Genomic DNA, 25,168 nt, shown 5'->3' with positions numbered 1-25,168 from the left:
GGTATAAAAGCGATGTCGTGGCGTCTCGCGGACGAGACGGGGTCCTGTCTCGCGGAAAAATATAGCTTTAAACGACGCGCGGACCCAGAGTCCCCCATGAGCAAATCCACCAAGATCGTCGTCGGAACGGTCGGCGTTTCGGCCGCCCTGTCGCTCCTCATCATTCTCTCGTACGTCTTCGCGTAATGTTCTCGACGCGTCCGCTCGACGACGACCTCGATGCGGTCCGGGAGGCCCACGCGCCGGGATCGCCGGTGCTCGACGTCGACGCGGACTTCGAGACGCTCCCCCCGGCCGCCGCGGAGGACCTCGGCCTGTTCGTCGACGGGCTCTCGCCCGCGTCGTTTCCGGTCGAATGGCTTCCCGAGGAGGTGCCGGACCTGCTCCGCGCGTACGCCGGGCCGACCTTCACCGTGGGGCTTCCGGGGGACGGGACCGTCGTCCGAACGACGCAGACCGACCCTCAGGCGGTCCTCGTCAAACACCGAGCAGAAGGGACTCCAGATGACTTCCTCGCGTTCCTGATCGCGGACCGACTGGTCCAGATCGGCGTCGAGCCGACACCGGGATCGTTGCCCGACGAGACAGCTGGCTCCGGCCTCTCCGAGGGTTCCCTCCCCGAGAGCTTCCTCCCCTTCTTCGGCGAGCGCTACCGCGACCTCGACGCCGCGATCCGGCGGCCGGACCCGGACACGGGCGCGTCCACGACCGGGCTGGGCCCAAGCGACGTGTTCCAGATCGCGACCGCGTTGTTCGACGCCTGGGTCGGGCTGTACACCCGCGACGCCTTCGCGTCGTGGGAGGGGACCCATTCCCGGCTGTTCGACGCGTGGGTCGACGCCGGCGACAGCCTCGACGGGCGGCTCGGCGAGCTTTCCCGCGAAGTCGCCCGCGGCGAGACCGACTTCGCGAGCGCGACCGAGTACGCCTGCTCGGCGGTCCGGCACGGCCTCGACCTGCCGGCGCCGTTCGCGGCGCTCGACACCGCGGCGTACCGCGACCGCGGCGCTCCCTACGCGGTGACGTGGGCGGAGAAAACGGTGGCCTCGCTGGTCGAGGCGTCGGAGTAGTCGAGTAGCTGAGGCGTCGGACCGTCGGAGCCCCCTACTTCACGTCGACGGTCACGTTCCCCTCCCCGTCGAGCTCGATGACGCCCTCGAACAGCTCTCGGAACCGGTCCAGCGTCGCGACCTCGTGGACCTCCTCGGAGAGGTGGAAGATGCCGACCGCGTCGTGTTCCTCGAGGAGATCGAGGATGTCCGCGGCCGCCTCGTACACCGCGTCGTCGTCGGCGTAGTAGGCCATCTCCGTGAGCGAGTCGACGGAGACGCGCCGCTTCCCCTCGTTTTCGGTGAGGAATCGCTCCACTCGGTCGACGACTCCGTCGAGGTCGTCCGGCGCTGAGACGTAGTACACGTCGTCCGAGGAGCGCCGGGAGTACCCCCGTTCCACGGAGAGCGTGTCGAGGATGGTCGCCTTCGTCTCGTCGACGTCGTAGTACTCCAGCTTCTGCTCGACCTCGCGCGCGGTGGTCCGCGTGGAGACGACGAGGAAGGCGTCGGTGTCGGTCTTCAGGAAGTCCGTGTCGATCCGGTCGGTCTCGCCGATGCTCGGGTGAACGAGGAGGAGCCCGGTTCCTCCGGGGATCGTTTCCGGCCCGTTCTCGATGGCGAGCGAGTAGTCCATGGGATCTGAAACCCCCCCGACGGACTTAACGGTGCGGGCCGCGGCGGTCGCCCGTCGTTCGGTTTCCGCGCCCCGTCCGCTTCCGTTCGGGCTGGTCACGTCCGGTTTTTTCACCGTCGGCGTCATGGACACGATCGATGCCCGGTCACGACACCGCCCGCGATGTCTACCGGCAGGCGCTCCCGGTGATCCTCATCAGCCTCGTCGCGGGGCTGTTCTCCGGGACGATCCTCGGCTCGGAGACGATGCGGGCCGGGATCTCGGAGGTCCCCGGGCTCCTCCTGCTGCTCCCGGCGTTCCTCGCCACCCGCGGGGGCGTCTACGGCTCGCTCGGCGCGCGGCTCTCGACCGGCCTTCACCAGGGGCTCATCGAGCCCCGGTTCCGGTTGGACCGCCGCCTCAGGAACGCGATCCTCGCCTCCTTCATCAACGGGATGACCGTCTCCGTGTTCATCGCGGCGATCACGTACCTCTGGCTGCGCCTGTTCGGGAACGAGGGGAACCTCATCGAACTGGTCGGGATCATGGTCGTCGCCGGCTTCCTCTCGGCGGTGCTCATGATCTCGGTGCTGATCGCCGTCATCTTCATCGGGTACCGGCGCGGGCTCGACCCCGACAACGTGATCGGCCCCGTCGTGACGACCCTCGGCGACGTGTTCGGGATCTTCTTCCTGCTCGTCGGGATCTACGTCGTGGGGGCGGTACTGTGAGTTCGAGCGACTCCGCCGACCAGCGGGACTCCGACTCCGAAACCGCCGGCGACAGCGAGTACGTCGACGAGTGGTCTATCCGCCGGATCGTTCGGACCATGATCCCGCTTTTGGCCGCCCTGTCGGTGCTCCAGCTGGTCTCCGGGACGGTCCTCGAAACCTACGAGGAGACGCTCGTGGCGAACCCCGCGCTCCTCGTGTTGGTCCCGGTCCAGATCGGGACGGCGGGGAACCTCGCGTCGATCACCTGCTCGCGGCTCACCACGCAGCTCTACCTCGGGACGTACGAGCTGTCGGCGTCGAACCCGGACCTCCGGGCCAACGTCGGCGCCGTGTTCGCGCTCGCGGGGACCGTCTTCGGCGCGGTCGGCGTCGCCGCGTGGGGGATCGGCGCCGCGCTCGGCGGGACCCTCGGGCTCGGGCGCGTGCTCCTCGTCTCGCTCGTCTCGGGGCTGCTGCTCGCCGTCCTCGTCGTCGTCGCCAGCGTCGCCGCGGTCGAGATGTCGTACCGCGTCGGACTCAACCCCGACGACACGACCATTCCCGTGGTCACCAACCTCTGTGACGTCGCCGGGGTGCTCATCCTGTTCGCGGTCGTCTCGGCGGTCGTGTGAGAGCGCTTCGCTGATCAGGTACGATCAGAACACGCTGTCGGCGGTCGCGGCGCCGACCACGCTGAACACCGCGCCGACGGAGACCGCCCTGAACGTCGTGACCCACAGCTCGACCCCCGCCACGCCCTGCTCGATGAGGAACGTGTCCGGGGCGTCGAACACCACGGCGAGGACGGCCACGGAGCCGAACGCGACGATCATCAGCGACACGAACCGGACGGGGATCCCCGCGATGTCCTTCTCGGACTCCGGGTCGCGGTCGGTGTCGGCCCGGTAGAGCGCGGCGTATCCGATCAGCGCGACGATCCCGGCGGTCAGCGCTCCCTGCAGCCAGTTCATCCCGGCCGCGAGCACCCACACCTCCTCGGTGACCACGAAGGGGCCGGCGAGGAGGAACCCCCCGACCGCCTGCTGTGCGGAGTCCGCGATCCGGAAGTTCGGGCGTCGGAGGCTCCGCGGCCGTTTCATACTCCCCGAAGCGACGGCGACCGATAAAACGGCGACGCTTTTGATCGCCTGAACGGCGACGCTTTTGATCGCCCGAACGGCGACGCTTTTGATCGCCCGAACGGCGACGCTTTTCACCCGCCCGCCCGTCCGCCCGCGTATGAGCGTTCGCGAGGAGTTCGACGAGTGGGCCGCGGCGGGCAAGGACCGCGGCATGGAGGACCGACACTGGCACACCGCAAAGCACGTCCTCGCGCGGATGCCGGTCGAGGACGGCGACGCCGTCCTCGATCTGGGCACCGGCTCCGGCTACGCGCTCCGCGCGCTCCGCGAGCGGGGGATCGGCCGGGCGTACGGCCTCGACGGCGCCCCCGAGATGGCGCGCAACGCCCGGAGCTACACCGACGACGACGCGGTCGGGTTCCTCGTCGGCGACTTCGACGAGCTCCCCTTCGCCGACGACTCGCTCGACCACGTCTTCTCGATGGAGGCGTTCTACTACGCGGCCGACCCGCACCACACCCTCGAGGAGGTCCGGCGCGTGCTGAAGCCCGGCGGCACCTTCTACTGCGCGGTCAACTACTTCGCGGAGAGCGAGGAGACCCACGCGTGGCAGGAGAACATCTCGGTCGACATGACGCTGTGGAGCCGCGACGAGTACCGCGAGGCGTTCCGCGAGGCCGGCCTGTACGTCGCCGAGCAGGACGCGATCCCCGACCGGGAGATCGAAATTCCGGACGCCGCGGCGTTCCCCACCAACGACTGGGACTCCCGCGAGGCGATGGTCGACCGGTACCGGACCTGGGGGACGCTGCTGACGGTCGGCGTCGCTCCCTGACGCGAACGGTTGTTTATAAACGGATGTCGCTGCTGTCGCTATCGTCGTCGCTGCTGTCGCTATCGGTAGATAGACGGTGAACGCGTTCGGCTCTCGTGCCGGACGCTTATAAATAACTGACTGCGGATCGGCGGCTATCACTTCCAAAGCCCCAGCCGGTGAGACGGGCGCACGCTCGCTGCGGTCCTCAGTCGGTCGCTCACGCTCCCTCCTTGCGGTCCTTGCGTCGCCTGCGCCCGCCTCACCGGCTGCCCCTTTGAGTCCCGCCCCGCACAGCACCTCACGCCTCCCCAGCCTCGCGGCTCACGGCTCGCGGCTTCGCCGCTCGCGTTCGCCGCGTCCCTCGCGCGTGCTACTCGGCCGCGGGGCGGCCTCGCAGGCACGCGCCGACCGCACGTTCACTTATAAATCTCTTCGCGTTCGGCGATCCCTTTTTACTGTGGGAGCCGTTCGCACGATCGGTTACGATGGACCTTCGCTGCGAGGGCTGCGCCGGCTGCTGCGTCGACTGGCGACCGCTCGCACCCGAGGCGGCCGACTCCGACCGCACCGGTCGCCGCCCGCCGCTCGACGACGTCTACGACCTCGCCCCGCTCACGCGCGACGAGATCGCCGGGTTCCTCGACGACGGCCTCGGCGACGCCTTGGTCCCCCGGCTGTTCGAGCCCGCGGAGAGCGACGGCGCGGTCCGGATCGACGGCGTCGACGTGGCGGCCGCCGGCGACCGCCCCGTCTTCGTGGTCGGCCTCCGAAAACCGTCCAAACCGGTCGCGCCGATCGGCACCGACGAGCACCGCTGGCTCGACGCCTGCGTCTTCCTCGACCCGACCACGCTCCAGTGCCGGATCCACGGCGACGACCGCTACCCCCGGACCTGCGCGACGTACCCCGGTCACAACCTCGACCTCGACGCCGAGACCGAGTGCGAGCGCGTCGAGGCCGCGGGGGGCGGCGACCGCCTCCTCGACGGCGAGCCGCCGACCGACCTCCCGGCGCCCGCGTTCGGCCCGCAGGCGCTCGGAACGACCGTCTTCGCGTACCCCGATCCCGACGACCTCGTCGGCGTGGTCGACCGGATCCGGTCGGCGCGGCTCACCCCGGAGGACCGCGCCCGGTTCGTCGGGACCGCGGTCGGCTCCAGCCCCGGCTCCCTCTCGGTCGACCGGGACCGGATGGCCGCGGCCCGGGACCGCGCCCGCGACGCTGACTCGTGGGCCGGACGAGCGATCCGGGCGTGGAGCGACCGATCCGCGGGCGACGGCGACCCGGTCGCGATCGATGCGGACGCCCGCGAGCGGCTGGTCCGCGAGCTGGAGGACGACCTGGGCGCGCCCGAGACGCCGGGGTGGGACTGAGGTCGGCCGGGGCAGGACTGAGGTCGGCCGGGGCAGGACTGAGGTCGGCCGGGGCAGGACTGAGGTCGGCCGGGGCAGGACTGAGGTCGGCCGGGGCAGGACTGAGGTCGGCCGGGGCAGGACTGAGGTCGGCCGAGGCGGGCGATCCCGGACTACTCCCCCGCGTCGACCCGCCGCACGGCGAGCGCGGCCTCGCAGGTGCACTCCGTCTCGCACTTGGGGCACTCCGAGGCGGGCCGGTCGATCGGGTCGCGGTGGACCGTCTCGTAGCCGTGGCGGTCGAACAGCTTCTCCGGGGAGTCGTCGCCGCCGTGGTACCACGAGTCCGCGAGGTACAGGTCGACGCCGCGCTCCGCGCCGATCCCGTGGAGCCTGTCGAGGAGCCGGCTCCCGATCCCCCGCCCGGTCGCCCCGTCCTTGACGTATCCCATCTCGAGGTGGCCGTACCGGTCCGCGGCGGGGATCAGGTCGGGGTCGTCGAAGAAGTACATCTCGTCGGCGACCGCGGCCGGGTCCGCGAACTCGCGGAGCGCCATCACGCCGAGCGGCTCGTCGGGGGCGTCGGCGTCCACCGCGACCAGCACGTGGTACGTCGGGTCGTCGAGCCCGAGGTCGACGCCGTACGAGCTCCCCTCGCTGAAGTGCGCGGTGATGAGCGCCTCCAGCTCGTCCGCGTCGCTCGGCCGCGGGTCGCGGATCGCGATCTCGTCCATTCGCCGCGCGGTACGCCCCCCGCGTGCAAGAACGGTGCGGTGTCGGCCCCGACCCGTCACCGCCCACTGCTCCCTACCCGCCGGTTCCCGGCCGCCAGATCCCCTGTCGCCGGTCGAGCCACGCGGTGACGACGACGTGCGGGAGCGTCAGCGCCGCGATGCCGACGAGCGACATCGCGAGCAGGTCGCCCGGTGCGGCGACGCCGGCGGGGGCCGCGAGCCCGACCGTCCCGACGACGAGGAACCCGCCGAGCGTGAGCGGGGCCGCGTCCCGTGCGAACCGCGCGAGCGCCCGCCGAACGTCGCCCGCGGCGAGTGCTCCGGCGGCGCCCGGATCGACGAGAGTCAATCGCCCCACGTGCCGGAGCGCGTGCCAGAGCGCGAAGTACACCCCGATCGCGAACACCGGCGCCGCGAGCAGGAACCACGCCCACAGCACCGCGACCTCGCCGGCGTCGCGGAGCCACCCGCGCTGCGAGGCGCCGCCCCGGACCCGCACGTATCCCGCCCCGACCGACGCGAGGGTCGCCGCGATCACGACCCCGCCGACCGCCAGCCGCGTTTCCGGGACGAACAGGGGGTCGACCGCGGCCGCCGCCGCGCCCGGCTCGGCGACGAACAACCCCACGACCCACTCCGCGACCAGCCGGTACTCCGCCGGGTGCGCGAGCAGGGGGACGCCCATCGGGAGCCCCCCGCGGACGACGAGGCTCAGCCACCGCTCCGCCGAGGTGGGGAGGTGCTCGACGCCCGCGAGCGCGAGCGCGGCCGCGTCCCCCTGTCCCCAGTGGAGCCACGTGAGCGCGACGAACCCGGCGAACGCGGCGACGGGCGCGAGGAAGAACGCGGCGACGACCGCTCCGCCGAGGACCGCGTAGGCGACGGAGACGACCGCGATCGACCGCCGAAGCGACACCCCCGGCGCCGCCCGGAGCGGAACGAGGTGGTCGACCGCGCCGTGGGCCATCCCGACCGCGAGCGTGCCGAGTGCGAACGTCGCGACGCCGAGCTCGACCGGAAACAGGGGGGTCGCGGCGCCGACCGGCAACAGCGCCGCGAGCGCCAGCGCCGGGTACAGCGCGAACCACCGGTCGACCGTCGATCGGGCCGGCTCGTCGCGCTCGCCCGACGCCGCCGGGTCGCGACGGGCGGTCGACCCCTTCGCGGGCTCAGTCATTGGCGGGTTCGCTCGCCTCCGGTTCGCCCGTCTCCGGTTCGGGTTTCGCTTCCGCCTCCGGTTCCGGCCCGGAGGTCCCCGTCGGCGACCCCGCCGCCCGTCCGCGCCGGTCGTTCCAGTCGAGCACCCACTCGAACAGCACCAGCCCGTTCACGGTCATCACGCCGGCCGAGGCGAAGAAGAGCAGCTCCTCGATCGGGAGCCCGAGGACGGCCACGCCGGTCGTGAGATCGGGCGAGAGCCGCCAGGTTCCCATCTCGATCGCGATCCGGTCCGCGACCCAGAAGTACGCGGCCGGGATCAGCGTCGCCGCGATCCAGACCCGCGGCGTCCGGGCCAGGTAGCCGCCGCCGACCGCCCACTGGAGCGCGGCGACCGGGCCGACCCACGCGATCAGCCCGCCGAGATAGAGGTACGAGGGGTCGAGGGAGACGAGCCAGAGCCCCGCGCCGACCATCGCGACGCCGGCGACGACGCCGGCGACCCGGGGCCGCCGATCGAAGTCGCCCTCGCGGAACGTCGGGTCGAACCCGATCAGGTGGAGCGCGAACGCGGTGACGACGGTCTGGACGGCGAAGAAGAGGTACTCGCCGAGGGGGATCGACAGCGCCCGAACGAGCACCGCGCCGTCCGCGTACCACCACGCGCCCCGCCGGATCATGTAGCTGATCCACGGGGTCGTGTACGCGTAGGCGATGGCGACGAGGATCGCGATCCCGGCCGTCGCCCGCCGCCGGCGAACGGGGTCGTACCGCGGCGCGACGTACCACAGGACCGCGACCACGGGGAGGCTGAAGACGAGGTGGAACTGGAGATACGTCAGCGTCGGCAGCATCTGCTCACCTCGGCGGCGCCGTTCATACCGTTCCGTTCGCTCCGCCGCTTATTAAGGACTCATCCACACAGTGTGGTCCGGGCGGGGGAGTTCCCGGACCCCCCGGCGATCGCCGACTACTCCGCGGGGAGCACGTCGTACCCCTCCAGCACCTTCCCGAGCCGGAACATCGAGGCGACGACGGCGTCGCACACCGGCCGGACCGCGTCCTTGGGGACGAACCCGATCGCGACCCCGGCCACCTCCAGCATCGGAAGGTCGTTCGCGCCGTCGCCGACCGCGACCGTCTCGGCCATCGGAATCCCCAGTTCGTCGGCGAGGGCCGCGAGCGCGTCGTCCTTCGTCCCCTCGATGAGCGGCCCCTCGGCCTCGCCCGTGAGCTTCCCCCCGGCCATCGGGAGGCGGTTGGCGACGATCGTGTCGGCCTCCACGCCCTGCTTCGCGAGCGCGCGCTCCACCCCGCGCTCGAACCCGCCCGTGAGCACGGCGACGTGGTGGCCCTCGGCCTGCAGGCGCTCGATCAGCTCGCCGGCGCCCGGCCGGAGCGCCACCTCGTCGAACGCGGCCGCGACCTCGTCCTCGTCGAGCCCGCCGAGCAGCTCCGCGCGCTCGTAGAGGCTCTCGGCGTAGCTGAGCTCGTCGTTCATCGCCCGCTCCGTGATCTCGGCGACCTCGTCGGCGACGCCCGCGCGCTCCGCCAGCAGGACCGTCATCTCGGAGTCGGAGAGCGTGCCGTCGAAGTCGAACGCGATGAGACTCATGGGTCCCGTTCGGCGTGGAGGGGTTTTGAAGCACCTGATCGCGCAAGGGTTCCGCGTCCCCGGTGGGCTTTTTCCCCGTCGCGGTCGTCGCCCTCGGTATGGACCGAACTGACGCGGACCGCGCCGATGTCGACGTCGACGACCTCCTGAAGGTCATCCTCGTGCTCGCGATCGCGTGGCTTCTCTTGGAGATCGTTGACACGGTGCTCGATCTGACGTTCGCGCTCGTCGACGCCATCCCGCGGCTGATCGTCGTCGTCATCGTCGTGCTGATCGCCTTACGGCTCGCCGACCGGATCTGAGGCGTGTTCAGCCTGAACGTCCCGATCGCGCCCGCCGTCGATCGGCTCGCGGCGGACCTCCAGTCGAAATTATCGGGGTTCGAGCGGGTGCGCGATCGCCACACGCTCGTCTGCAAGCGGTTCGGCGTCGCGGACGTGCCCGATCGCGTCGCGAGCGACCACCGCGACGGAAGCGGCGGGACCGGACCGGACGCGTCACCCGGTTCTCCCGCCGCCGGACCGTCGCCGCCCAAACCCGACGCGCTCGACGCCCTGCGTCAGGATCTCCACCCGCTGCTCGCGGGGACCGACCCCTTCCCGGTCGCCGTGACCGGGATCGACGTCTTCGACGCGCCCGCGTCGGGGTCGGGACCGGTGTTGTATCTGGCCGTCGAGAGCGACCCGCTCATCCGGGTTCATCGCCGGCTCTGCGCCGCCTACGGCGCGGTCGAGGGGATCGAGGGCGACGACTACACGACCCACGTTACCGTGGCCCGCGGCGGGAACCCCGAGCCGGGCGTCGTCGCGGGGCTGGTCGACGCCGAGTTCGAGCCGATCCGGTGGCGCGTCCACGCGCTCGACCTGTACGACCCCGAGTTCCGCGAGGTCGCCGCGACGATCGAGCTGTAAGCGGCCGCGTTCGGATCGGTCGCGGTTCGCTTCAGCGCCTCGGCCGCCCGCTTATAAACGGTTGTTGTCGGATCGGCGGTAAACGCCGCCAAAGCCCCAGTCGCTCGGCTGTACGCTGACACTTATAAGTAGTCGATCGACACGAACGCCACCAAAGCCCCAGTCGCTCGGCTGTACGCTGACACTTATAAGTAGTCGATCGACACGAACGCCGCCAAAGCCCCAGTCGCGAGGCGGGCGCACGTTCGCTGCGGTCCTCGGTCACTCGCTTCGCTCGTTCCCTGCGGTCCTTGCGTCACCTGCGCCCGCCTCGCGACTGCCCCTTTGGGTCCCGCCCCTCCGCAACCGCCCCGCACCTCACGCCTCCCCAGCCTCGTCGGTGGTCCTTCGCTTCGCTCTGGACCACCGACTCCCTCGCACGCGCTCCTCGTGGCCGCCCTTGGCGGCCACTCGGAGGCGCGCGCCACCGCCATCCGTTTAAGTGCCACGTCGCCGTCGGCGGTCGTTCTCAAATGTCGTCCCGCTTCCCGTCACCCTTCTCCGCGCCGTCGCACTCTCCCGGATCGTCGACCGCGTGATGCGGCCCGAGCGGCCCGTGCGTCGGGCAGACACCGGCGATCGGCGTCGCGTTGAGACAGCAGGCGCGCTGCCGACTCGCGACGGCGCCCCGGAAGAGGCGCTCGCCGCAGCGACGGCAGTAGGACGCCCCGTCGCTCGCCACGACTCAGCGCTCGCGGATCCGCATCGGCACCGGGTGGTCGGGATGCATCGTCAGCGAGCCGCGCAGCGAGAGGTCGGGGCCCTCGTACTCCAACTCGTACTGCGAGCAGACTTTCGCGAGGATCAGCTTGGCTTCCAACAGCGAGAACGACTTCCCGATGCAGTGGCGCGGGCCGCCGCCGAACGGGAAGAAGGCGAACCGCGGACGTTGACTCCGGCGCTCGGGCTCCCACCGGCTCGGGTCGAACGAGTCCGGGTCGTCGTACCAGCGCGACGAGCGGTGAACTACCCACTGCGAGCACATCAGCGCCGACCCCTCCGGGATCCGGTATCCCCCCAGTTTCACGTCGAGCTTCGGCTCGCGGAACAGGGTGTAAACGGGCGGGTACAGCCGCATCGACTCGTTGAGCACGCGCTCCGTGAACTCCATCTCGCGGACGTCGGCGGCGGTGGGGGCACCGTCCCCCGTTGCCGCTTGGGCCTCGCTCGCCACGCGCTTCCGGGCCTCGGGGTGGTTCGAGAGCAGGTAGAAGGTGTACGTGAGCGCGAGCGCGGTGGTGTCGTGGCCGGCCAGTAACATCGTCACCAGCTCGTCGCGGAGGTTCTCGTCGGTCTGCTCGCCGCGGTCGCGGGCGCGCAGCAGGACCGAGAGCAGGTCCATCGGGAGGTCGCCACTGCCGTCATCGCTCCCGCTCCCGCCCCCGCCCTCGCCGTCCCCCGCGGGGCCGCGCACCGCGACGCCCTCCGGCCCGGCCGGGTCGACGGCGGGGTCGCGTTCGGTTCCGCGCCGGCGCTCGACGATGCCGTCGATCACGGACTCGAGGGTGTCGACCGCGGCCGCGAACTCGCGGTTCTCGCGGGTCGGGGCCCAGTCCGGGATCAGGAAGCGCCGCGGGTCCGGCTCGAACCGGGCGCCGAGCGGCTCCAGCTTCTCCTGGACCGTTTTCACCTCCTCGTCGGTGATGTCGGCGCCGAACATCGCCGAGACGATGATCTTGACCGTGAGGCGAGCGACCTCCAACTGAATATCGACGACCTCCCCGTCGCTCCAGTCGGCGAGCTGCGACTCGGTGTGATCGACCATCGTCCCCGCGAGCGCGCCGATCCGGCGGCTGTGGAACGAGGGGTTCGCGAGTCGCCGCTGGCGCTGCCACGTCTCCCCCTCGCTCATCAGGAGGCCGTCGCCGAGCAGTCGGTCCATCGCGCCGTCGCCGAACTGCGGCTTGCGGTACCGCTCGGCGTCGGCGACGAGCACGCGCTCGATGTCGGCGGGGTTCGTCAGGAGGTACGTCTCGCGCGGGCCGAGGTCGAACCGAATGACGTCCCCGTAGCTGTCGGCGCAGGCGCGCATGAACGAGAACGGGTCGTCGGCGTACTGGCGACCGTTGCCGACGAGGGGGTCGCCGATGGGTCCGGGCGGCGTTGCGGACATACGAGAAGCAGGGTCTCGGCGGGGTTAAACGTTCGGCGGCAGAGAGAACGCGGAGGCGTGAGGCGCCGGCCGATTCGCTACTGACGGGCGTCCAGCCGCTCGACGCGGGTGATCAGCTCGTCGACGGCGAGCTCCTGGTCGTCGGTGGCGTCGACGATGCGGTCGGTCGCCTCCTCGGTGCGGTCGGAGCGCTCGCGGACCGCCTCCAGCGACGACGTGAGCTCCTCGACGGTCGCGGCCTGGTCGTCGGTGGTCCGCGCGACTTCGGCGACGCCGGCGGCGGCCTCGTCGACCGCGTCCGCGATGTCCTCGAGCGAGTCGAGCACCGTCTCGATCTCGGTGCCCGCGTCTTCGATGCGGTCGTGCGAGCGCTCGACGGCGGTGCTCGTCTCGTCGGACTGCGCCTGCAGCTCGGCGAGGCTCTCCGTGATCTCCTCGGTGTAGCCGCGGGTCTCGTCGGCGAGCTTCTTCACCTCCTCGGCGACGACCGCGAAGCCGTCCCCGCCCTCCCCGGCGCGGGCCGCCTCGATGTTGGCGTTCAGCGCGAGCAGGTTCGTCTGCTCGGCCACGTCGGAGATGACTTCGATGACCTCCTCGATGTCGTCCATGCGCTCCGAGAGCGCGCCGACGCTCTCGACGAGCTCGTCGCCGATCTCGACCACGTCCTCGGTCGCCTCGCGGGCGTCCTCGCTGGCGTCGAGCCCCTCGTCCGCGGCCTCGCTGGCCGCGACCGCGGCGGAGTCGACCTGGTCGGCCGTCGCGGCGACCTCCTCCATCCCCGCGGAGAAGGACTGCATCTCGGAGACGCTCTCCTCTAACAGCTCGTTCTGCTCGTCGACGTTCTCGGCGATGTCCGCGGCCGCGGTGCTGGCCTTCTGGACCGTCTGGTCGATCTGGCGGGCCTGCTCGTGGACGCTCTCGGAGAGGTCCTGGAGGTTCTCCGCCATCTGGTTGACGACGCCGATGACGCCCAGCAGCTCCTCGTCGAGGCTCTCGCACTCCTCGTGGCAGACGGCGCGGGCGTCGAGGTTCCCGTCGCCGATCGCCTCGGCCGTGTCGCGGATCTCGGAGACCAGCTTCTTCGTCGCGTCCCGCTGGTTGATGTTCTCCGTCCGGTCGATGACGACCTCGGTGACGCCGACGAGCTCGTCCCCGTCGTAGAGCGGGGTCGCCGTGAACTCGATGTGCTTCTCGTCGCCGTGGCGGTCGACCATCGTGCTGGTGTCGCGGTAGCGGGTCTGCGCCGAGCCGCAGCGCTCGACCCCGTACTTCTCGTCGGCGGTCTCCGGCGCGTCGAGCACCTTGTCGGCGAGGGTGTCGGCCCGTCGCCCGTCGGGGTAGAACAGCTCCGAGACGTGCGCGTGGCCGATCGCGTCCTCGCGATCGTTCCCCGTGAGCGACGCGATCGACTCGTTCCACTCGGCGACGTTCCCCTCGCAGTCCAGGATGAACGTCGGGACGCCGGTGGCGTTGAACACCTGCTCGAAGCCGGCGGCGGCGAGCGTCTCGGCCCGGTTGGCCCCGTCGGCCTCCGCGATGCTGTACGACTCGCCTTCGCTCGCGTCCGTCCCGAACGCCTCGCCCGACGGCCCCCCGGCGTCGGAATCGTCCACGACGACGCCGCCGTCCGGGACCGACCGCGAGTCCCGATCCCGACCGAACGCCCGTCGGAGCAGCCCTCGAAGTCCCGTCATATCTACGCGGGACTCTCCCAAGCACCCGGATAAACCGTTCCCCCCGTTACTCACGTTTGATAATTTCCCGCCCCGTCAGACGGCGAGACGGACTCGATGTCCGTCCCCGGCCTCGGTATCCTCCTGCGGCGCCGATATCCGCCCGTAGCGTTCAAACGCGCGCGGCGGCTACGCAGATTCGATGGACGCCGATGCCGTGCGCGAGCGGGCCGCGGACCTCCCGACCGAGCCCGGCGTGTACCAGTTCCGGGCCGGGGAGACGACGCTGTACGTCGGCAAGGCGGTCGACCTCCGCGACCGCGTCAGGTCGTACGCCGACCCGCGCTCGGGGCGGATCCGCGGGATGGTCGGGCGCGCCGACCGGATCGAGTTCGCGGTGACCGACACCGAGACGCAGGCGCTCCTCCTGGAGGCGAACCTGATAAAGCGGCTCCGGCCGCGGTACAACGTCCGGCTGAAAGACGACAAGTCGTACCCGCTGGTCGCCTTCTCCGACCACCCCGTCCCCCGGATCGAGGTGACTCGCGACCCCGAGGCCGGCGCGGTCGCCTACGGGCCGTTCACGGACGTGGGCCGCGTGGAGACGGTGGTGAAGGCGATCCGCGACGAGTACCGCCTCCGCGGCTGCTCCGACCACAAGTACGCGAACCGCGACCGCCCCTGCCTCGACTACGAGATGGGGATCTGCTCGGCCCCCTGCACCGGCGAGATCGACCCCGAGGGCTACGCCGAGGACGTGGCGGCCGCCCGCCGGTTCTTCGAGGGCGAGACTGGCGTCCTCGCCGACCCCCTGCGTCGGCGGATGGAGGCCGCCGCCGAGAGCGCGGAGTTCGAGCGCGCCGCGAACCTCCGCGACCGGCTGGAGGCGGTCGAGGCGTTCCACGGCGAGGGCGGCGAGGCCGTCAGCGACCGCACCGACGACCGCACCGTCGACGTGCTCGCGGCCGCGGTCGAGGGCGACACCGCCCGCGTCGCCCGGCTGCACAGCGAGCGCGGCCAGCTGGTCGACCGCAGCCGGCACCGGCTGGACGCGGCGGCGGTGGGTGAGGGCGGCGACGCGAGCGAAAACGCCGCCGACCCCGACGCCAACACCCCCGCCGCCGTCCTCTCGGCGTTCCTCGCGCAGTACTACGCCGAGCGGGAGTTCCCGGACGCGGTCCTCCTCGCCGAGCGTCCCTCGGACTCGGACGTGGTCGACTGGCTGGAGGCGGAGGGGGTCTCCGTCCGTGTCCCCGGCGCGGGCCGCGAGGCGAAGCTCGTCGAGCTCGCCCTGAAGAACGCCCGCAAGCGCGGCGGCCGCGAGGATCCGGTCGGCGCGCTCGGCGAACGGCTCGGCATCGATCGCCCCGACCGGATCGAGGGGTTCGACGTGAGCCACGCGCAGGGGACCGCGGTGGTCGGCTCCGACGTGTGCTTCGTCGACGGGAGCGCGGAGACGAGCGACTACCGCCGGAAGAAGCTCACCGACCGCAACGACGACTACGCGAACATGCGCGAGCTGGTCCGGTGGCGCGCCGAGCGCGCGCTCGCCGGCGAAGACGACCGCCCCGACCCGGACCTCCTCCTGATCGACGGGGGCGAGGGCCAGCTCGGCGCCGCGCGCGACGCGCTCGCGGAGACCGGCTGGGACGTGCCCGTCGTCGCCCTGGCGAAGGCCGAGGAGCTGGTTGTGACTCCCACCGGGACCCGTCGGTGGGACGACGACGCCCCCGAACTGCACCTGCTCCAGCGGGTCCGCGACGAGGCGCACCGCTTCGCCGTCTCCTACCACCAGACCGTCCGCGACGAGGTCAAGACGGTCCTCGACGACGTGCCCGGCGTCGGCCCCCAGACGCGCCGCCGGCTCCTGCGCCGGTTCGGGTCGGTCGAGAGCGTGCGCGAGGCCTCCGCCGACGACCTCACCGACGTCGAGGGGGTCGGCGACGCGACCGCCGAGACGCTCCGTGAGCGGTTGTAAGGCACCGAACTCTCCCGACGCGTGCGAGACCGCCTCACCCCCACCGAAGCTACTTACGGGTGACTCGGGAACTCCACGGCATGTCTCCGCCCTCTCCCTCCCGGTCGCTCAGGCGTCACTCGGTCCCGTTGGCCGTGTTTCTCGCGGTGGCGATCGCCGTGCTCGTCGCGCCCCCGATCGTGCTCGGCGAGGCGACGACGCGGACCTACGCCATCACCGCCGCGATCCTCATCCTCGCCGTCGGTTCCGCGTTCCCGTACGCGGCGATCGTCGCGCTGGGAACGCTTCCGCTCTCCTACGCCGGGATCGCGAGCTTCGCGGCCCCGCGGCCGGAGTCCGACGAGCCTCATCCCTTCTCGGCCGCCGCCGCCCTCCGGCACGCCGCCGCCGGTCTCGCGTACGTCTTGGCGTCCGCCGCGGTCGGCGCCGTCGGGATGGGCGTCCAGATCGGTCTACCGAGCGATCCCGGGGGGACCCCGGCGGTCTTCGGGCCCTCCTTCCTGCACCTCGGCGGCGCGCTCGTCGCCGTGATCTTCGTTTCCCTCCAGCTGTGGCGGTACGAGACGTCCCCGGGCGAACTCGCCGCGCGAACCGTCCTCGGGACGGTCGCCCTCGGAGCCCTCCTCGCGCTGTCGCCCGCCGTCGCCTTCTGGGCGTTCAACGGGGGCCTCTGAGCCGGAGTCGACTGGCGTCGTCCGATCGCCGCGCCGTCGAGCCGCAGACCCCGCCTTCACCGTACGCTTATACCCGATCTCGCCCAACTCCCGGCCGTCCATGCGCGCGTTCTTCGCCGCCGACCTGCCCGCGGACCTCGCGGATTCCGTCGCGGACGCACAGGCCGCGTTCGAGGGCGCCGACGGCCTGCGGTTCGTCGATCCCGAGCAGGCGCACGTGACGCTGAAGTTTCTCGGGGAAATCGGCGAGGACCAGACTGAGGCGTCCACCGAACCCACCCTCGACGACGTGATCGCGGCCGGCGAGCGCGCGGTCGAGACGGCCGATGTCGGCCCCTTCGAGTGTGCCGTCCGGGGGTTCGGCGTCTTCCCGAGCCTTGACTACATTTCCGTCGTCTGGGCCGGCGTCGACGCGGGGAGCGCGGAGCTGACCGCGCTCCACGAGGCCCTCGAAGCGGAAACGACCCAGCTCGGCGTCGATTCAGAGGAGCACGACTTCACCCCGCACGTCACGCTCGCCCGGATGAACGACGCCCGCGGGAAGGAGCTGGTACGCGAGACCGTCCGCGAGCGCGACCCCGACATCGGGCGGTTCGCGGTCGACGACGTTCGGCTGGTGAAATCGGCGCTGACGAGCGACGGGCCGGAGTACGAGACCGTCGCGTCGTTCGGACTGTAGCGGTCGGTGTCGCCGATCCCAAACATTGCGCCGATCGTCCTGACCGTCGATCGCCTCGACCGTCCCGACCGTGACGCCCGCGAGAACGACGAGTCCCGGAACGCGAAGGTGTCCCGACGAAATTCTCACAGATGATTCTCTCGGGGGCACGTTTAATCGCGGCGATGGCTGACATGTCAACAGATGAAGGACGACTCGCGATCGGACCGGACCGGCGACGAGCGCCCGCGAGCGTTCGCGCTGCTCGACGAGGAGAACGACGCGGCGACGCGCCTCGAGGCCGTCGAGGCGCTCGGGAACCCGTCGAGTTCGATGGTGGGTAGCGAGCGCCGGATCGCCGATCGACTGCTGCGAGTCGTGCTCACCGACGACGACGCGACGGTCCGCGCGGAGGCGATCGACGCGCTGTACTTCCACGGGGATCGGTACATCGATGAACTCGTCTCGCGCGTCGCGGCCGCGGTCCGGCGTCGAGACGGCGACGCCGACCCCGAGACGGTGTTCGCTCGGTGGCTGACGAGCGACCACGCGGCCTACCGGATGGTCGGCGCGACCGGGCTGGGTGCGGCGGGTCCCTCGGAGATGCGCGGCGCCGCGGACGCGACGCGGTCGCCGGACGCGGGGCAGTCTCCGGACGCGACGGACCGCCTCCGCGCGGCGTTCGACGACGACGACGCCCGGGTGCGGGCGCGGGCGGTGCGCTCGTACGCCGCCCGCGGCGGCGAGGCGGTCGCCTCGGTTCGCCCGCTGTTGCGCGCGCCCAACGCGCTCGTTCGGCGCGCGGCCGTCGACGCGCTGGTGTCGATCGGGACGACCGAGGCGACGGAGCTGCTGGCGGCCGCGGCCGACGACGGCAGCGACCGCCTCCGGAAGACCGTCGTCGAGCGGCTCCACGGCTTGGACCACCCCGAATCGGCGGCGATCCTGATCGACGCGATGCGGGACCCCTCACCGGCGGTGCGGCGCGCCGCGGCGGCGTCACTGGCGCGGCTCGTCGCGGATAGCGACGCGGTGCGGGGACGAGACGTGCGCGACCGGCTCGCGACCGACCGACCGTTTCGGAGCGACGGCGACGGCGCGGTCACGCGGCTGCTCTCCGAGGTCGCGTCGGACGGGAAGCCGGAGCGGGTCACCCCGGCGGCCAGGCGACACGCGATGTGGCTGTGCTGCGAGCTCGTCGAGCGCGACGGCGCGGGACCGAGCGAAACCGCCGTCTCGCGGCTCCTCGACGCGCTCGGGAGCGACGACCGGTACGTCGCCGACATCGCCGCCGCGTACCTCTCTCGGTCCGATGCCCCGGCGCTCGAACGGGAGGTCCGCCGGCTCGCCGGCGACGCCGAGGCCGATCCGGACGCGAGGGAGCGCGCGCAGTCGGTGCTCCGCCGGCTCAAGCGACGGACGGCAGCGTCGGCCGCGGACCGGTCTATCGAGTACGTCTACGTCCGGCGGCCCGTAGACTACACGGAGAAGCACGCCGAGTAGTCGGTCGCCCGACAGTCGAGGCCGCGGCGCCACGGCGTCGCGGGGTCGCTACCCCCGGCGCACGAACCGGCCGTCCTCGCCCGCGACCGTCAGGTCGATCTCGTCGTCGAGGAAGTTCAGCACCGTCGAGACGTTCGGGTCCGCGTCGGCGTCGACGTACAGCTGCAGGACGCCGCCGTCGTCGTCCAGCCGGGCCGAGAGCATCCGGACGAAGTCGCAGGCGGTCCGGAGGTCGAAGGAGCGCACGACCTCGTGGAACACGCTCACCTCCAGCGAGATCGCGTCGCCCGCGACCCGGTTGGCGTCGATGATCCGCGACACCGTCTCCCCGAGTTCGTCCGGTCCGAGCCGCGGGTCCAGCTCGACGACCTCGATGGGAATCTCGGAGAAGTCGAGGTCGGGCGCCTCCTCGAAGGGGTACGCCTCCGTGCTGACGACGACGGTTCGGCGCGGCCACGCGTCCAGCTCCTCGTGGAGCAGCCGGACGGTGCGCTCCGGGTTCGCGGTGACCGCGATCACCAGATCGCCGCCCGCGTGGAAGTGCGCGCGGAGCGCGTCGGCGTCCGCGCTGTCGACGGGCGCGGCGACCTGGACCGTCCCGTTCCACGAGACGCGGTCGGCGACGTGGACCCCCTCCTCGATCCGGTCGGCGACGTGCTCGTGGAGGTGCGCCTTGAACTCCTCGACCGCGCCGTCCGCGTCGTACGCCGTCTTCGTCGTCGCGCAGTACGGACAGTCCCACGTCGTCCGGAAGTCGGACCGGCTGACGGCCTCGGAGTGGTGCGCCAGCAGGTGCGTGCCGGTGACCTCGCGCATCGACGACCGGTCCGTCGTCCACGCGGCGAACCCGCATCGGTCACACCCCCATCGAGCCATCATGATCGAGAACGTATACCGTCAGATTCCCTCGGACGAATATGTATGTTGTGTTACGAGAGATCGTCGACGTGACCGGGTCATTCGGTTTCGTCGGCCCTCGCGTCGGCTGTCTCGACGCCGTCCGATTCGCTGCGGTCGCTCCCGGGTCCGATCCCCGGGTGCTCGACCCGCACTCGGGTCACTCTCGTCGCGGTCGCGCCCGTGACGGAGAGCGTCACGTCGCCGATCTCGACGCGGTCACCCTCGGCCGGGACCCGCCCGAGGTGCTGCGTGATCAGCCCCGCGACGGTCTCGGCGCCCCCGTCGATCGGGAGGCCCAGCCCGAGCGTCTCGTTGAGGTGGGCGACGGTCGTCCACCCCCGCGCGACCGCGGCGTCGGGCGCGACCACGTCGACGTGGTCGGTCTCCCACCGCCCGACCAGCTCGCCGACGACCTCCTCGACCACGTCCTCTAAGGTTACGATCCCCACCACCGCGCCGAACTCGTCGACGACGATCGCCATCCGGAGGTCGCTCGCCCGCATCGTCGCGAACAGCTCGTCGACCGGCTGGGTCTCCGGGACGAAGGTCGGCTCGCGGAGCGCGCTCGCGAGCGGCTCCCCGCGCTCGTCGGCGCCGACCGCGTCGCGCAGGTCGACGACGCCGACCACGTCGTCCCGGTTCTCGCCGTACACCGGCATGCGCGTGACGCCTTCGGCGGCGGCGGTCGAGACCGCCTCGGCGGGCGTGGCGGTGTCCGGCAGCGCGACCATGTCGGTCCGGGGGACCATCACCGCCGACACGCGGACCGACTCCAGGTCGAGGACGCCGCGGATCATCGCGCCCTCGTCCGGATCGAGCGCGCCGGCCGCCTCGCCCGAGAGGACGAGCGTCTCGATCTCCTCGCGCGTGAGGTACGACTCGATGGCGGATTCCCCGCCGGTGAACCGGTTGACGATCCCGGAGAGCGCCTCGAACACGTACAGCACCGGGCGGATGACCCGCTGGATCGCCACCACCGGTCTGGACACCCGCAAGGCGTGTTTCTCGGCGTTCGCCACCGCGTAGGACTTCGGCGCGATCTCGCCGAAGACGATGACGAACACCGAGGTGACCAGCGTCGACCCGGTCGCGGCCTGTCCCCCGGAGAAGCCGAACCGGACGAACACCGCGGTCGCGACCGACGCGGCCGCGATGTTGGCGACGTTGTTGCTCACCAGGGCAGTGACGAGGAAGCGGTGCGAGTCCTCTCTGAGCGCCGACAGCGCCCGCGCGCCGGGCACGTCGGCGGCGAGCAGGGAGTCGACGCGGTGGGTCGGGACCGAGAAGACGGCGAGCTCCGAGCTGGAGAAGAAGGCGCTTATCCCCGTCAACACGAGGATGGCCGCCACGCCCGCAAAGGCGATCGTGATGTCCATGTCGGCCCATGCGGGCGGATATAAAAGGCAGTACCGGAGCGTCCAAAAGCGGCATCGGCGCGTCGCGGTGAGCGCTCGCGAGCGCCCGCGATCGTGCAGGTTTCGGGTTCGGTCGTGAGCGAGCGACGACGGAGCTGGGGGATGTGAACCGAACCCGAACCGAGGTCTATACATGAATACGTATTCTCCAGTCGAAACGGAGGGGTAGATGCCCACGGACGCGGATCCGTTTGGCCGGCAAAACGGAGCGATGAGGAAAGGGTTAACCTCCCGCCGCCGGTGGAAACGCCCATGAAGGTACTCGTGACCGACCCCATCGCGGACGCGGGGTTGGACCGACTCCGAGACGCCGGCCACGAGGTCGTGACGGACTACGAGATCGAGGGCGACGACCTGCTCGACGCCGTGAGCGACGCGAACGCGCTGATCGTCCGCTCCGGGACCGACGTGAACGAGGCGGTCTTCGAGGCCGCCTCCGACCTCGTCATCGTCGGGCGCGCCGGCATCGGCGTCGACAACATCGACATCGAGGCCGCCACCGACCACGGGGTCATCGTCGCCAACGCGCCCGACGGGAACGTCCGGGCCGCCGCCGAGCACACGGTCGCGATGACGTTCGCCGTCGCGCGCTCGATCCCGCAGGCGCACGGCCGCCTCGTCGACGGCGAGTGGGCGAAAGGCGAGTTCCTCGGCACCGAAGTGAACAACAAGACGCTCACCATCGTCGGCCTTGGCCGCGTCGGCCAGGAGGTCGCCAAGCGCCTCGACTCGCTTGGGATGGATCTCGTCGTCTACGACCCGTACATCTCCGAGGAGCGCGCCGACCGGCTCGGCGCCGAGCTCGTCGAGGACCTCCACGAGGCGCTCGCGCGCGGCGATTTCGCGACGATCCACACCCCGCTGCTCCCCGAGACCGAGGGGATGATCGGCGAGGACGAGCTGGCCCAGCTGGAGGGCGGCTACCTGATCAACTGCGCCCGCGGCGGCATCGTCGACGAGGACGCGCTCGCCGAGGCGGTCGACGACGGCGTCCTCGCGGGCGCCGCGCTCGACTCCTTCGCCGAGGAGCCGCTCTCGGAGGACTCGCCGCTGCTCGACGTCGAGGAGGTCGTCGTGACGCCGCACCTCGGCGCCTCGACGGAGGCGGCACAGGAGAACGTCGCCGTCGACACCGCGGAGGCGGTGCTCTCGGCCTTCGCCGACGAGCCCGTCCTCACGGCGCTCAACGCGCCCTCCGTCGACGAGACGGCGTTCCCCCGGATCAAGCCGTACATCGCCGTGGCGGAGACCGCCGGCAAGGTCGCCGCGCAGCTGCTCGACGGCCGGATCACGGAGGTCGAGGCGACCTACGAGGGCGACATCGCCGCGGAGGACGTCGAGCTCGTCACCGCGAGCGCGCTGAAGGGCGTCTTCGAGCCGCTGGAGTGGCAGGTGAACGCGGTGAACGCGCCCCGGCTCGCCGAGGAGCGCGGCATCGAGGTGACCGAGTCGAAGACCCGCCAGACGGAGGACTTCCAGAGCCTCGTCCGGGTCACCGTCCACAACGGCGAGGACTCGATCGCGGTCGAGGGGACGCTGTTCGCGGGCGAGGACCCGCGCATCGTCCGGATCGACGGGTTCCGCGTCGACGCGGTCCCGTACGGTCACATGCTGGTCGCGCGCAACACCGACGAGCCGGGCGTCATCGGGCTCATCGGCACCGTGCTCGGCGACTACGACGTGAACATCGCCGGGATGTACAACGCCCGCGAGACGCAGGGCGGCGAGGCGCTCACCGTTTACAACCTCGATCAGGACGTGCCCGACGAGGCGATCGAGGCCCTGCTCGACGACGGCCGGATCGTCGAGGTCACCGAGATCACGCTGGACGACGCCGACGAGCGGCCGGCGGAGTAGCGAACTCCGAACCCCGAACTGCGGTCTGACCGTTCTCGACCCAATATTCGGCGGAAACGACGAGCCGTGGCGCCGCGATCCCGCGTCGATCGGCGTGCCGAGGAACCGGAACTCCGCCGGGATCATGTTTATGAATATTTATGATAGATGTCTAACCGTATGGTAGACGCGGAGGTCCACGTCATCGACCGCGGCGGGCTGTACTGCGACATGAACTACATGATGGAGGCGAACACGATCGGGAGCCGCGACGAGCCGAACCCCGACGCCGAGTACGACGAGATCCCGGTGTGGAACCTCGTCATCGACCACCCCGAGGCGACGATCCTCTGGGACACGGGCTCGCACCACGACGCGGCCGAGGGTCACTGGCCGGAGGGGCTCGTCCAGGCCTTCTACCCGCACGACGCGAGCGAGCACCGGCTCGACGACGACCTGGAGGCGGCGGGCTACTCGCTCGACGACATCGACGCGGTGTTCCAGAGCCACCTCCACCTCGATCACGCCGGCGGGCTGGAGTTCTTCGCGGGCACGGACACCCCGGTCTACGTCCACGAGAAGGAGCTGAAGTTCGCCTACTACAGCGCGAAGACGGACGAGGGGAGCGGCGCGTACGTCCTCGACGACTTCGACCACGACCTGAACTGGCGAGTCCTTCACCGCGACCGAGAGGAGCACTTCACCGACCTGGAGTTCGTCCGGTTCCCCGGGCACACGCCCGGGCTCACCGGCTCGGTGATCCACCTCGACTCCGACGGCACCGTGGTGTTCACCGGCGATCAGGTGTACATGGACGAGAACTACGAGGAGGGGACGCCCCTCGGCGGTCCCCTCGTGTGGGGGAAGACGGAGTGGGCCGAGAGCATGAATCGCATCCGCGAGCTGGAGCGGCGGCACGACGCCGAGGTCGTGTTCGGCCACGACCCGGAGCAGTTCGAGGCCATCCAGCCGGGGTGGGGAATGTGAGCTACGAGCGCTCCGTCTCCGCCGACCCGCACGAGCTCTCGCCGGAGACCGTCTGGGAGGTGCGGATGCCCGCGATCCGCGTGGGAGCGGGCGCGGCCGACGAACTCGGCTACCAGCTCGGCCAGATCGGGCTCTCCGGCGAGGGTCGCGGGCTGATCGTCACCGACTCCGACCTCGCCTCGCTGGGCCACGTCGGCCGCGTCGCTGACGAGCTGGAGGCCGACGGGTTCGATGTCGACGTGTACGACGGCGTCGAACGCGAGCCCAGCATCGAGGCGGTCGAGGAGTGTATCGCGTTCGTCCGCGAGGAGATGGGCGACGACGGGTACGACTTCTACTTGGGACTCGGCGGCGGCAGCTGCATGGACACCGCGAAGGCGACGCGGGCGATCGTCGCCAACGGCGGCGACGTACTCGACTACGTGGCCGCGCCGACCGGTGCGGGCGAGGACCTCACCGAGTCCGGTCCGCCGCTGATCCTGTTGCCGACGACCGCTGGAACGGGCTCCGAGATCTCGCCCGTGGCGATCCTCTCGGTGCCCGAAAAGGGGATCAAGGAGGGGATCTCCAGCACGCACGTCCGGGCAGACGCCGCGGTGCTCGATCCGACCCTCACCACGACGCTGCCGCCGGAGCTCACGGCGAAGACCGCCATGGACGCGCTCGGCCACGCGATCGAGGGGTACACCACCCACCGGTACGACGACCTCCTTCGACCGGAGGACCCCGCGGACCGCCCGGTGTACGCCGGACGAACCGGCTTCACGGAGATGTTCAGCGAGAAGGCGATCGACCTCCTCTCGTCGAACGTGCGCCGCGTCGTCAACAACGGCGACGACATCGAGGCCCGCGGCGCGATGCTGAAGGGCGCGCTGTTCGGCGCGATCGCCGGGCTCACCGCGGGCGCGAGCCTCGCGCACGCGATGGCGTATCCTGTCGGCAACAATTATCACACCTACCACGGGGAGACGATCGCGGCGCTCACGCCCGCGAGCACCCTCGGCTACAACGTCGCCAGCGACCCGCCGCGGTTCGCGAAGGTCGCCGAGATGCTCGGCGCCGACACCTCCGGGATGAGCACCCGCGAGGCCGCCGACGAGGCCCGCGAGGAGTTCGTGCGGCTCCAGCAGGACCTCAACGTGCTCCCGAGCGGGCTCAACGAGCTGGCGGGGATCACCGTCGACGACACCGGCGCGCTCGCCGAGAGCACCGTCGAGAGCCAACAGCGACTCCTCCGGTGTAATCCGCGACCCGTGACGAAAGAGGACGTCGAGGAGGTGTTCCAAAACGCGCTGTACAACTGGGAGTAGCGGACCGGCGAGTGCAGTCTGGCGCGACACCCGCC

The 25,168-nt window shown here is 71.0% G+C and carries 26 protein-coding genes; 15 read left to right on the top strand and 11 right to left on the bottom strand.

Annotation, left to right across the window (positions count from 1 at the left end):
- The first annotated feature begins 96 nt into the window (after nucleotides 1–96).
- Complete coding sequence (locus CK500_RS17860; RefSeq protein ID WP_449404437.1) at nucleotides 97–186, top strand: hypothetical protein; 90 nt, start codon at nucleotides 97–99, stop codon at nucleotides 184–186.
- Nucleotides 186–1,070 (top strand): DUF7089 family protein, encoded by an 885-nt coding sequence (locus tag CK500_RS09735; protein WP_095637031.1) that lies wholly within the window; start codon nucleotides 186–188, stop codon nucleotides 1,068–1,070. The genes CK500_RS17860 and CK500_RS09735 overlap by 1 nt, the downstream gene beginning before the upstream one ends.
- Nucleotides 1,071–1,104: 34 nt before the next feature.
- Here the strand turns inward: CK500_RS09735 and CK500_RS09730 are convergent, their stop codons facing one another.
- Nucleotides 1,105–1,686, bottom strand: a complete 582-nt coding sequence (locus tag CK500_RS09730; RefSeq protein WP_095637030.1) for a DUF7090 family protein — start codon at nucleotides 1,684–1,686, stop codon at nucleotides 1,105–1,107.
- A gap of 137 nt (nucleotides 1,687–1,823) precedes the next feature.
- Between CK500_RS09730 and CK500_RS09725 the strand changes: the two genes are divergently transcribed.
- Both CK500_RS09725 and CK500_RS09720 read left to right on the top strand, forming a co-directional pair.
- A complete protein-coding gene (locus CK500_RS09725; RefSeq protein ID WP_095637029.1) occupies nucleotides 1,824–2,396 on the top strand; it encodes a magnesium transporter in 573 nt (190 codons plus the stop codon).
- 98 nt (nucleotides 2,397–2,494) lie between these two features.
- Entirely contained in the window at nucleotides 2,495–3,010 is a 516-nt protein-coding gene (locus CK500_RS09720; protein WP_095637070.1) for a magnesium transporter, read from the top strand.
- A gap of 24 nt (nucleotides 3,011–3,034) precedes the next feature.
- On the opposite strand, the gene CK500_RS09715 is transcribed toward CK500_RS09720, so the two are convergent.
- On the bottom strand, nucleotides 3,035–3,478 hold the full coding sequence (locus CK500_RS09715; RefSeq protein ID WP_095637028.1) for a DUF2391 domain-containing protein: 444 nt from the start codon (nucleotides 3,476–3,478) through the stop codon (nucleotides 3,035–3,037).
- A gap of 139 nt (nucleotides 3,479–3,617) precedes the next feature.
- On the opposite strand from CK500_RS09715, the gene CK500_RS09710 reads away from it, so the two are divergent.
- Together CK500_RS09710 and CK500_RS09705 are read left to right on the top strand one after the other, a co-directional pair.
- On the top strand, nucleotides 3,618–4,295 hold the full coding sequence (locus tag CK500_RS09710) for a class I SAM-dependent methyltransferase (protein ID WP_095637027.1): 678 nt from the start codon (nucleotides 3,618–3,620) through the stop codon (nucleotides 4,293–4,295).
- 467 nt (nucleotides 4,296–4,762) lie between these two features.
- Nucleotides 4,763–5,650 (top strand): YkgJ family cysteine cluster protein, encoded by an 888-nt coding sequence (locus CK500_RS09705; protein ID WP_095637026.1) that lies wholly within the window; start codon nucleotides 4,763–4,765, stop codon nucleotides 5,648–5,650.
- Nucleotides 5,651–5,802: 152 nt separating this feature from the next.
- Here CK500_RS09705 and CK500_RS09695 read toward each other — a convergent pair whose 3' ends face one another.
- The 4 genes from CK500_RS09695 to serB all read right to left on the bottom strand — a co-directional run bounded on the left by CK500_RS09695 (nucleotide 5,803) and on the right by serB (nucleotide 9,136).
- Nucleotides 5,803–6,363 carry a GNAT family N-acetyltransferase gene (locus CK500_RS09695; protein ID WP_095637025.1) on the bottom strand — a complete coding sequence of 187 codons (561 nt, stop codon included), beginning with the start codon at nucleotides 6,361–6,363 and terminating at the stop codon, nucleotides 5,803–5,805.
- Between the two features lie 73 nt (nucleotides 6,364–6,436).
- Complete coding sequence (locus tag CK500_RS09690) at nucleotides 6,437–7,540, bottom strand: Brp/Blh family beta-carotene 15,15'-dioxygenase (protein WP_095637024.1); 1,104 nt, start codon at nucleotides 7,538–7,540, stop codon at nucleotides 6,437–6,439.
- The gene (locus CK500_RS09685; protein WP_095637023.1) at nucleotides 7,533–8,375 is read right to left on the bottom strand and encodes a lycopene cyclase domain-containing protein; all 843 of its coding nucleotides are present in this window, start codon (nucleotides 8,373–8,375) and stop codon (nucleotides 7,533–7,535) included. The genes CK500_RS09690 and CK500_RS09685 overlap by 8 nt, the downstream gene beginning before the upstream one ends.
- A gap of 116 nt (nucleotides 8,376–8,491) precedes the next feature.
- On the bottom strand, nucleotides 8,492–9,136 hold the full coding sequence (gene serB, locus CK500_RS09680) for a phosphoserine phosphatase SerB (protein WP_095637022.1): 645 nt from the start codon (nucleotides 9,134–9,136) through the stop codon (nucleotides 8,492–8,494).
- Between the two features lie 98 nt (nucleotides 9,137–9,234).
- Here serB and CK500_RS09675 point away from each other — a divergent pair, with 98 nt between their 5' ends.
- Nucleotides 9,235–9,438 carry a DUF7554 family protein gene (locus CK500_RS09675; protein WP_095637021.1) on the top strand — a complete coding sequence of 68 codons (204 nt, stop codon included), beginning with the start codon at nucleotides 9,235–9,237 and terminating at the stop codon, nucleotides 9,436–9,438.
- A 3-nt stretch (nucleotides 9,439–9,441) separates the two neighbouring features.
- Nucleotides 9,442–10,047 carry a 2'-5' RNA ligase family protein gene (locus tag CK500_RS09670; RefSeq protein WP_095637020.1) on the top strand — a complete coding sequence of 202 codons (606 nt, stop codon included), beginning with the start codon at nucleotides 9,442–9,444 and terminating at the stop codon, nucleotides 10,045–10,047.
- A gap of 508 nt (nucleotides 10,048–10,555) precedes the next feature.
- Here CK500_RS09670 and CK500_RS09665 read toward each other — a convergent pair.
- The 3 genes from CK500_RS09665 to CK500_RS09655 all read right to left on the bottom strand — a co-directional run bounded on the left by CK500_RS09665 (nucleotide 10,556) and on the right by CK500_RS09655 (nucleotide 13,893).
- Complete coding sequence (locus tag CK500_RS09665; RefSeq protein ID WP_095637019.1) at nucleotides 10,556–10,768, bottom strand: hypothetical protein; 213 nt, start codon at nucleotides 10,766–10,768, stop codon at nucleotides 10,556–10,558.
- A 3-nt stretch (nucleotides 10,769–10,771) separates the two neighbouring features.
- The gene (locus CK500_RS09660) at nucleotides 10,772–12,199 is read right to left on the bottom strand and encodes a cytochrome P450 (RefSeq protein ID WP_095637018.1); all 1,428 of its coding nucleotides are present in this window, start codon (nucleotides 12,197–12,199) and stop codon (nucleotides 10,772–10,774) included.
- A 77-nt stretch (nucleotides 12,200–12,276) separates the two neighbouring features.
- The gene (locus CK500_RS09655; protein WP_095637017.1) at nucleotides 12,277–13,893 is read right to left on the bottom strand and encodes a methyl-accepting chemotaxis protein; all 1,617 of its coding nucleotides are present in this window, start codon (nucleotides 13,891–13,893) and stop codon (nucleotides 12,277–12,279) included.
- A 181-nt stretch (nucleotides 13,894–14,074) separates the two neighbouring features.
- Here CK500_RS09655 and CK500_RS09650 point away from each other — a divergent pair, with 181 nt between their 5' ends.
- The 4 genes from CK500_RS09650 (at nucleotide 14,075) to CK500_RS09635 (ending at nucleotide 18,685) form a co-directional block, all read left to right on the top strand.
- A complete protein-coding gene (locus CK500_RS09650; protein WP_095637016.1) occupies nucleotides 14,075–15,850 on the top strand; it encodes an excinuclease ABC subunit C in 1,776 nt (591 codons plus the stop codon).
- Between the two features lie 80 nt (nucleotides 15,851–15,930).
- Nucleotides 15,931–16,524 carry a hypothetical protein gene (locus CK500_RS09645; protein ID WP_198951539.1) on the top strand — a complete coding sequence of 198 codons (594 nt, stop codon included), beginning with the start codon at nucleotides 15,931–15,933 and terminating at the stop codon, nucleotides 16,522–16,524.
- Nucleotides 16,525–16,624: 100 nt separating this feature from the next.
- Nucleotides 16,625–17,203, top strand: coding sequence for an RNA 2',3'-cyclic phosphodiesterase (gene thpR, locus CK500_RS09640; protein ID WP_095637014.1), 579 nt, complete (start codon nucleotides 16,625–16,627; stop codon nucleotides 17,201–17,203).
- Between the two features lie 183 nt (nucleotides 17,204–17,386).
- Entirely contained in the window at nucleotides 17,387–18,685 is a 1,299-nt protein-coding gene (locus CK500_RS09635) for a HEAT repeat domain-containing protein (protein ID WP_095637013.1), read from the top strand.
- A gap of 48 nt (nucleotides 18,686–18,733) precedes the next feature.
- Here CK500_RS09635 and CK500_RS09630 read toward each other — a convergent pair whose 3' ends face one another.
- Together CK500_RS09630 and CK500_RS09625 are read right to left on the bottom strand one after the other, a co-directional pair.
- Nucleotides 18,734–19,564 carry a DUF7504 family protein gene (locus CK500_RS09630; RefSeq protein ID WP_095637012.1) on the bottom strand — a complete coding sequence of 277 codons (831 nt, stop codon included), beginning with the start codon at nucleotides 19,562–19,564 and terminating at the stop codon, nucleotides 18,734–18,736.
- A 77-nt stretch (nucleotides 19,565–19,641) separates the two neighbouring features.
- Nucleotides 19,642–20,961: a hemolysin family protein gene (locus tag CK500_RS09625; RefSeq protein WP_095637011.1), complete on the bottom strand. Its 1,320-nt coding sequence runs from the start codon at nucleotides 20,959–20,961 to the stop codon at nucleotides 19,642–19,644.
- Nucleotides 20,962–21,252: 291 nt separating this feature from the next.
- Between CK500_RS09625 and serA the strand changes: the two genes are divergently transcribed.
- The 3 genes from serA to CK500_RS09610 all read left to right on the top strand — a co-directional run bounded on the left by serA (nucleotide 21,253) and on the right by CK500_RS09610 (nucleotide 25,133).
- Nucleotides 21,253–22,857: a phosphoglycerate dehydrogenase gene (serA, locus tag CK500_RS09620; RefSeq protein WP_095637010.1), complete on the top strand. Its 1,605-nt coding sequence runs from the start codon at nucleotides 21,253–21,255 to the stop codon at nucleotides 22,855–22,857.
- A gap of 159 nt (nucleotides 22,858–23,016) precedes the next feature.
- Nucleotides 23,017–23,823, top strand: coding sequence for an N-acyl homoserine lactonase family protein (locus CK500_RS09615; protein ID WP_095637009.1), 807 nt, complete (start codon nucleotides 23,017–23,019; stop codon nucleotides 23,821–23,823).
- The gene (locus CK500_RS09610; protein WP_095637008.1) at nucleotides 23,820–25,133 is read left to right on the top strand and encodes a hydroxyacid-oxoacid transhydrogenase; all 1,314 of its coding nucleotides are present in this window, start codon (nucleotides 23,820–23,822) and stop codon (nucleotides 25,131–25,133) included. The genes CK500_RS09615 and CK500_RS09610 overlap by 4 nt, the downstream gene beginning before the upstream one ends.
- The last annotated feature ends 35 nt before the right edge of the window (nucleotides 25,134–25,168 follow it).

This window comes from Halorubrum salipaludis, assembly GCF_002286985.1.
GTDB lineage: Archaea > Halobacteriota > Halobacteria > Halobacteriales > Haloferacaceae > Halorubrum > Halorubrum salipaludis.
This window is presented reverse-complemented; position numbering and strand designations above follow the sequence as displayed.

What these genes read in the sequence shown, in the direction of transcription:
- CK500_RS09645 (WP_198951539.1), top strand. Translation starts at nt 15,931, where the DNA reads ATGTCTCCGCCCTCTCCCTCCCGGTCGCTCAGGCGTCACTCGGTCCCG.
- CK500_RS09720 (WP_095637070.1), top strand. Translation starts at nt 2,495, where the DNA reads ATGATCCCGCTTTTGGCCGCCCTGTCGGTGCTCCAGCTGGTCTCCGGG.
- CK500_RS09685 (WP_095637023.1), bottom strand. Translation starts at nt 8,375, where the DNA reads ATGCTGCCGACGCTGACGTATCTCCAGTTCCACCTCGTCTTCAGCCTC.
- CK500_RS09615 (WP_095637009.1), top strand. Translation starts at nt 23,017, where the DNA reads ATGGTAGACGCGGAGGTCCACGTCATCGACCGCGGCGGGCTGTACTGC.
- CK500_RS09715 (WP_095637028.1), bottom strand. Translation starts at nt 3,478, where the DNA reads ATGAAACGGCCGCGGAGCCTCCGACGCCCGAACTTCCGGATCGCGGAC.
- CK500_RS09705 (WP_095637026.1), top strand. Translation starts at nt 4,763, where the DNA reads ATGGACCTTCGCTGCGAGGGCTGCGCCGGCTGCTGCGTCGACTGGCGA.
- CK500_RS09735 (WP_095637031.1), top strand. Translation starts at nt 186, where the DNA reads ATGTTCTCGACGCGTCCGCTCGACGACGACCTCGATGCGGTCCGGGAG.
- CK500_RS09635 (WP_095637013.1), top strand. Translation starts at nt 17,387, where the DNA reads ATGAAGGACGACTCGCGATCGGACCGGACCGGCGACGAGCGCCCGCGA.
- CK500_RS09710 (WP_095637027.1), top strand. Translation starts at nt 3,618, where the DNA reads ATGAGCGTTCGCGAGGAGTTCGACGAGTGGGCCGCGGCGGGCAAGGAC.
- CK500_RS09730 (WP_095637030.1), bottom strand. Translation starts at nt 1,686, where the DNA reads ATGGACTACTCGCTCGCCATCGAGAACGGGCCGGAAACGATCCCCGGA.
- serA (WP_095637010.1), top strand. Translation starts at nt 21,253, where the DNA reads ATGAAGGTACTCGTGACCGACCCCATCGCGGACGCGGGGTTGGACCGA.
- CK500_RS09675 (WP_095637021.1), top strand. Translation starts at nt 9,235, where the DNA reads ATGGACCGAACTGACGCGGACCGCGCCGATGTCGACGTCGACGACCTC.
- thpR (WP_095637014.1), top strand. Translation starts at nt 16,625, where the DNA reads ATGCGCGCGTTCTTCGCCGCCGACCTGCCCGCGGACCTCGCGGATTCC.
- CK500_RS09655 (WP_095637017.1), bottom strand. Translation starts at nt 13,893, where the DNA reads ATGACGGGACTTCGAGGGCTGCTCCGACGGGCGTTCGGTCGGGATCGG.
- CK500_RS09695 (WP_095637025.1), bottom strand. Translation starts at nt 6,363, where the DNA reads ATGGACGAGATCGCGATCCGCGACCCGCGGCCGAGCGACGCGGACGAG.
- CK500_RS09625 (WP_095637011.1), bottom strand. Translation starts at nt 20,961, where the DNA reads ATGGACATCACGATCGCCTTTGCGGGCGTGGCGGCCATCCTCGTGTTG.
- CK500_RS09650 (WP_095637016.1), top strand. Translation starts at nt 14,075, where the DNA reads ATGGACGCCGATGCCGTGCGCGAGCGGGCCGCGGACCTCCCGACCGAG.
- CK500_RS09660 (WP_095637018.1), bottom strand. Translation starts at nt 12,199, where the DNA reads ATGTCCGCAACGCCGCCCGGACCCATCGGCGACCCCCTCGTCGGCAAC.
- CK500_RS17860 (WP_449404437.1), top strand. Translation starts at nt 97, where the DNA reads ATGAGCAAATCCACCAAGATCGTCGTCGGAACGGTCGGCGTTTCGGCC.
- serB (WP_095637022.1), bottom strand. Translation starts at nt 9,136, where the DNA reads ATGAGTCTCATCGCGTTCGACTTCGACGGCACGCTCTCCGACTCCGAG.
- CK500_RS09725 (WP_095637029.1), top strand. Translation starts at nt 1,824, where the DNA reads ATGCCCGGTCACGACACCGCCCGCGATGTCTACCGGCAGGCGCTCCCG.
- CK500_RS09690 (WP_095637024.1), bottom strand. Translation starts at nt 7,540, where the DNA reads ATGACTGAGCCCGCGAAGGGGTCGACCGCCCGTCGCGACCCGGCGGCG.
- CK500_RS09630 (WP_095637012.1), bottom strand. Translation starts at nt 19,564, where the DNA reads ATGATGGCTCGATGGGGGTGTGACCGATGCGGGTTCGCCGCGTGGACG.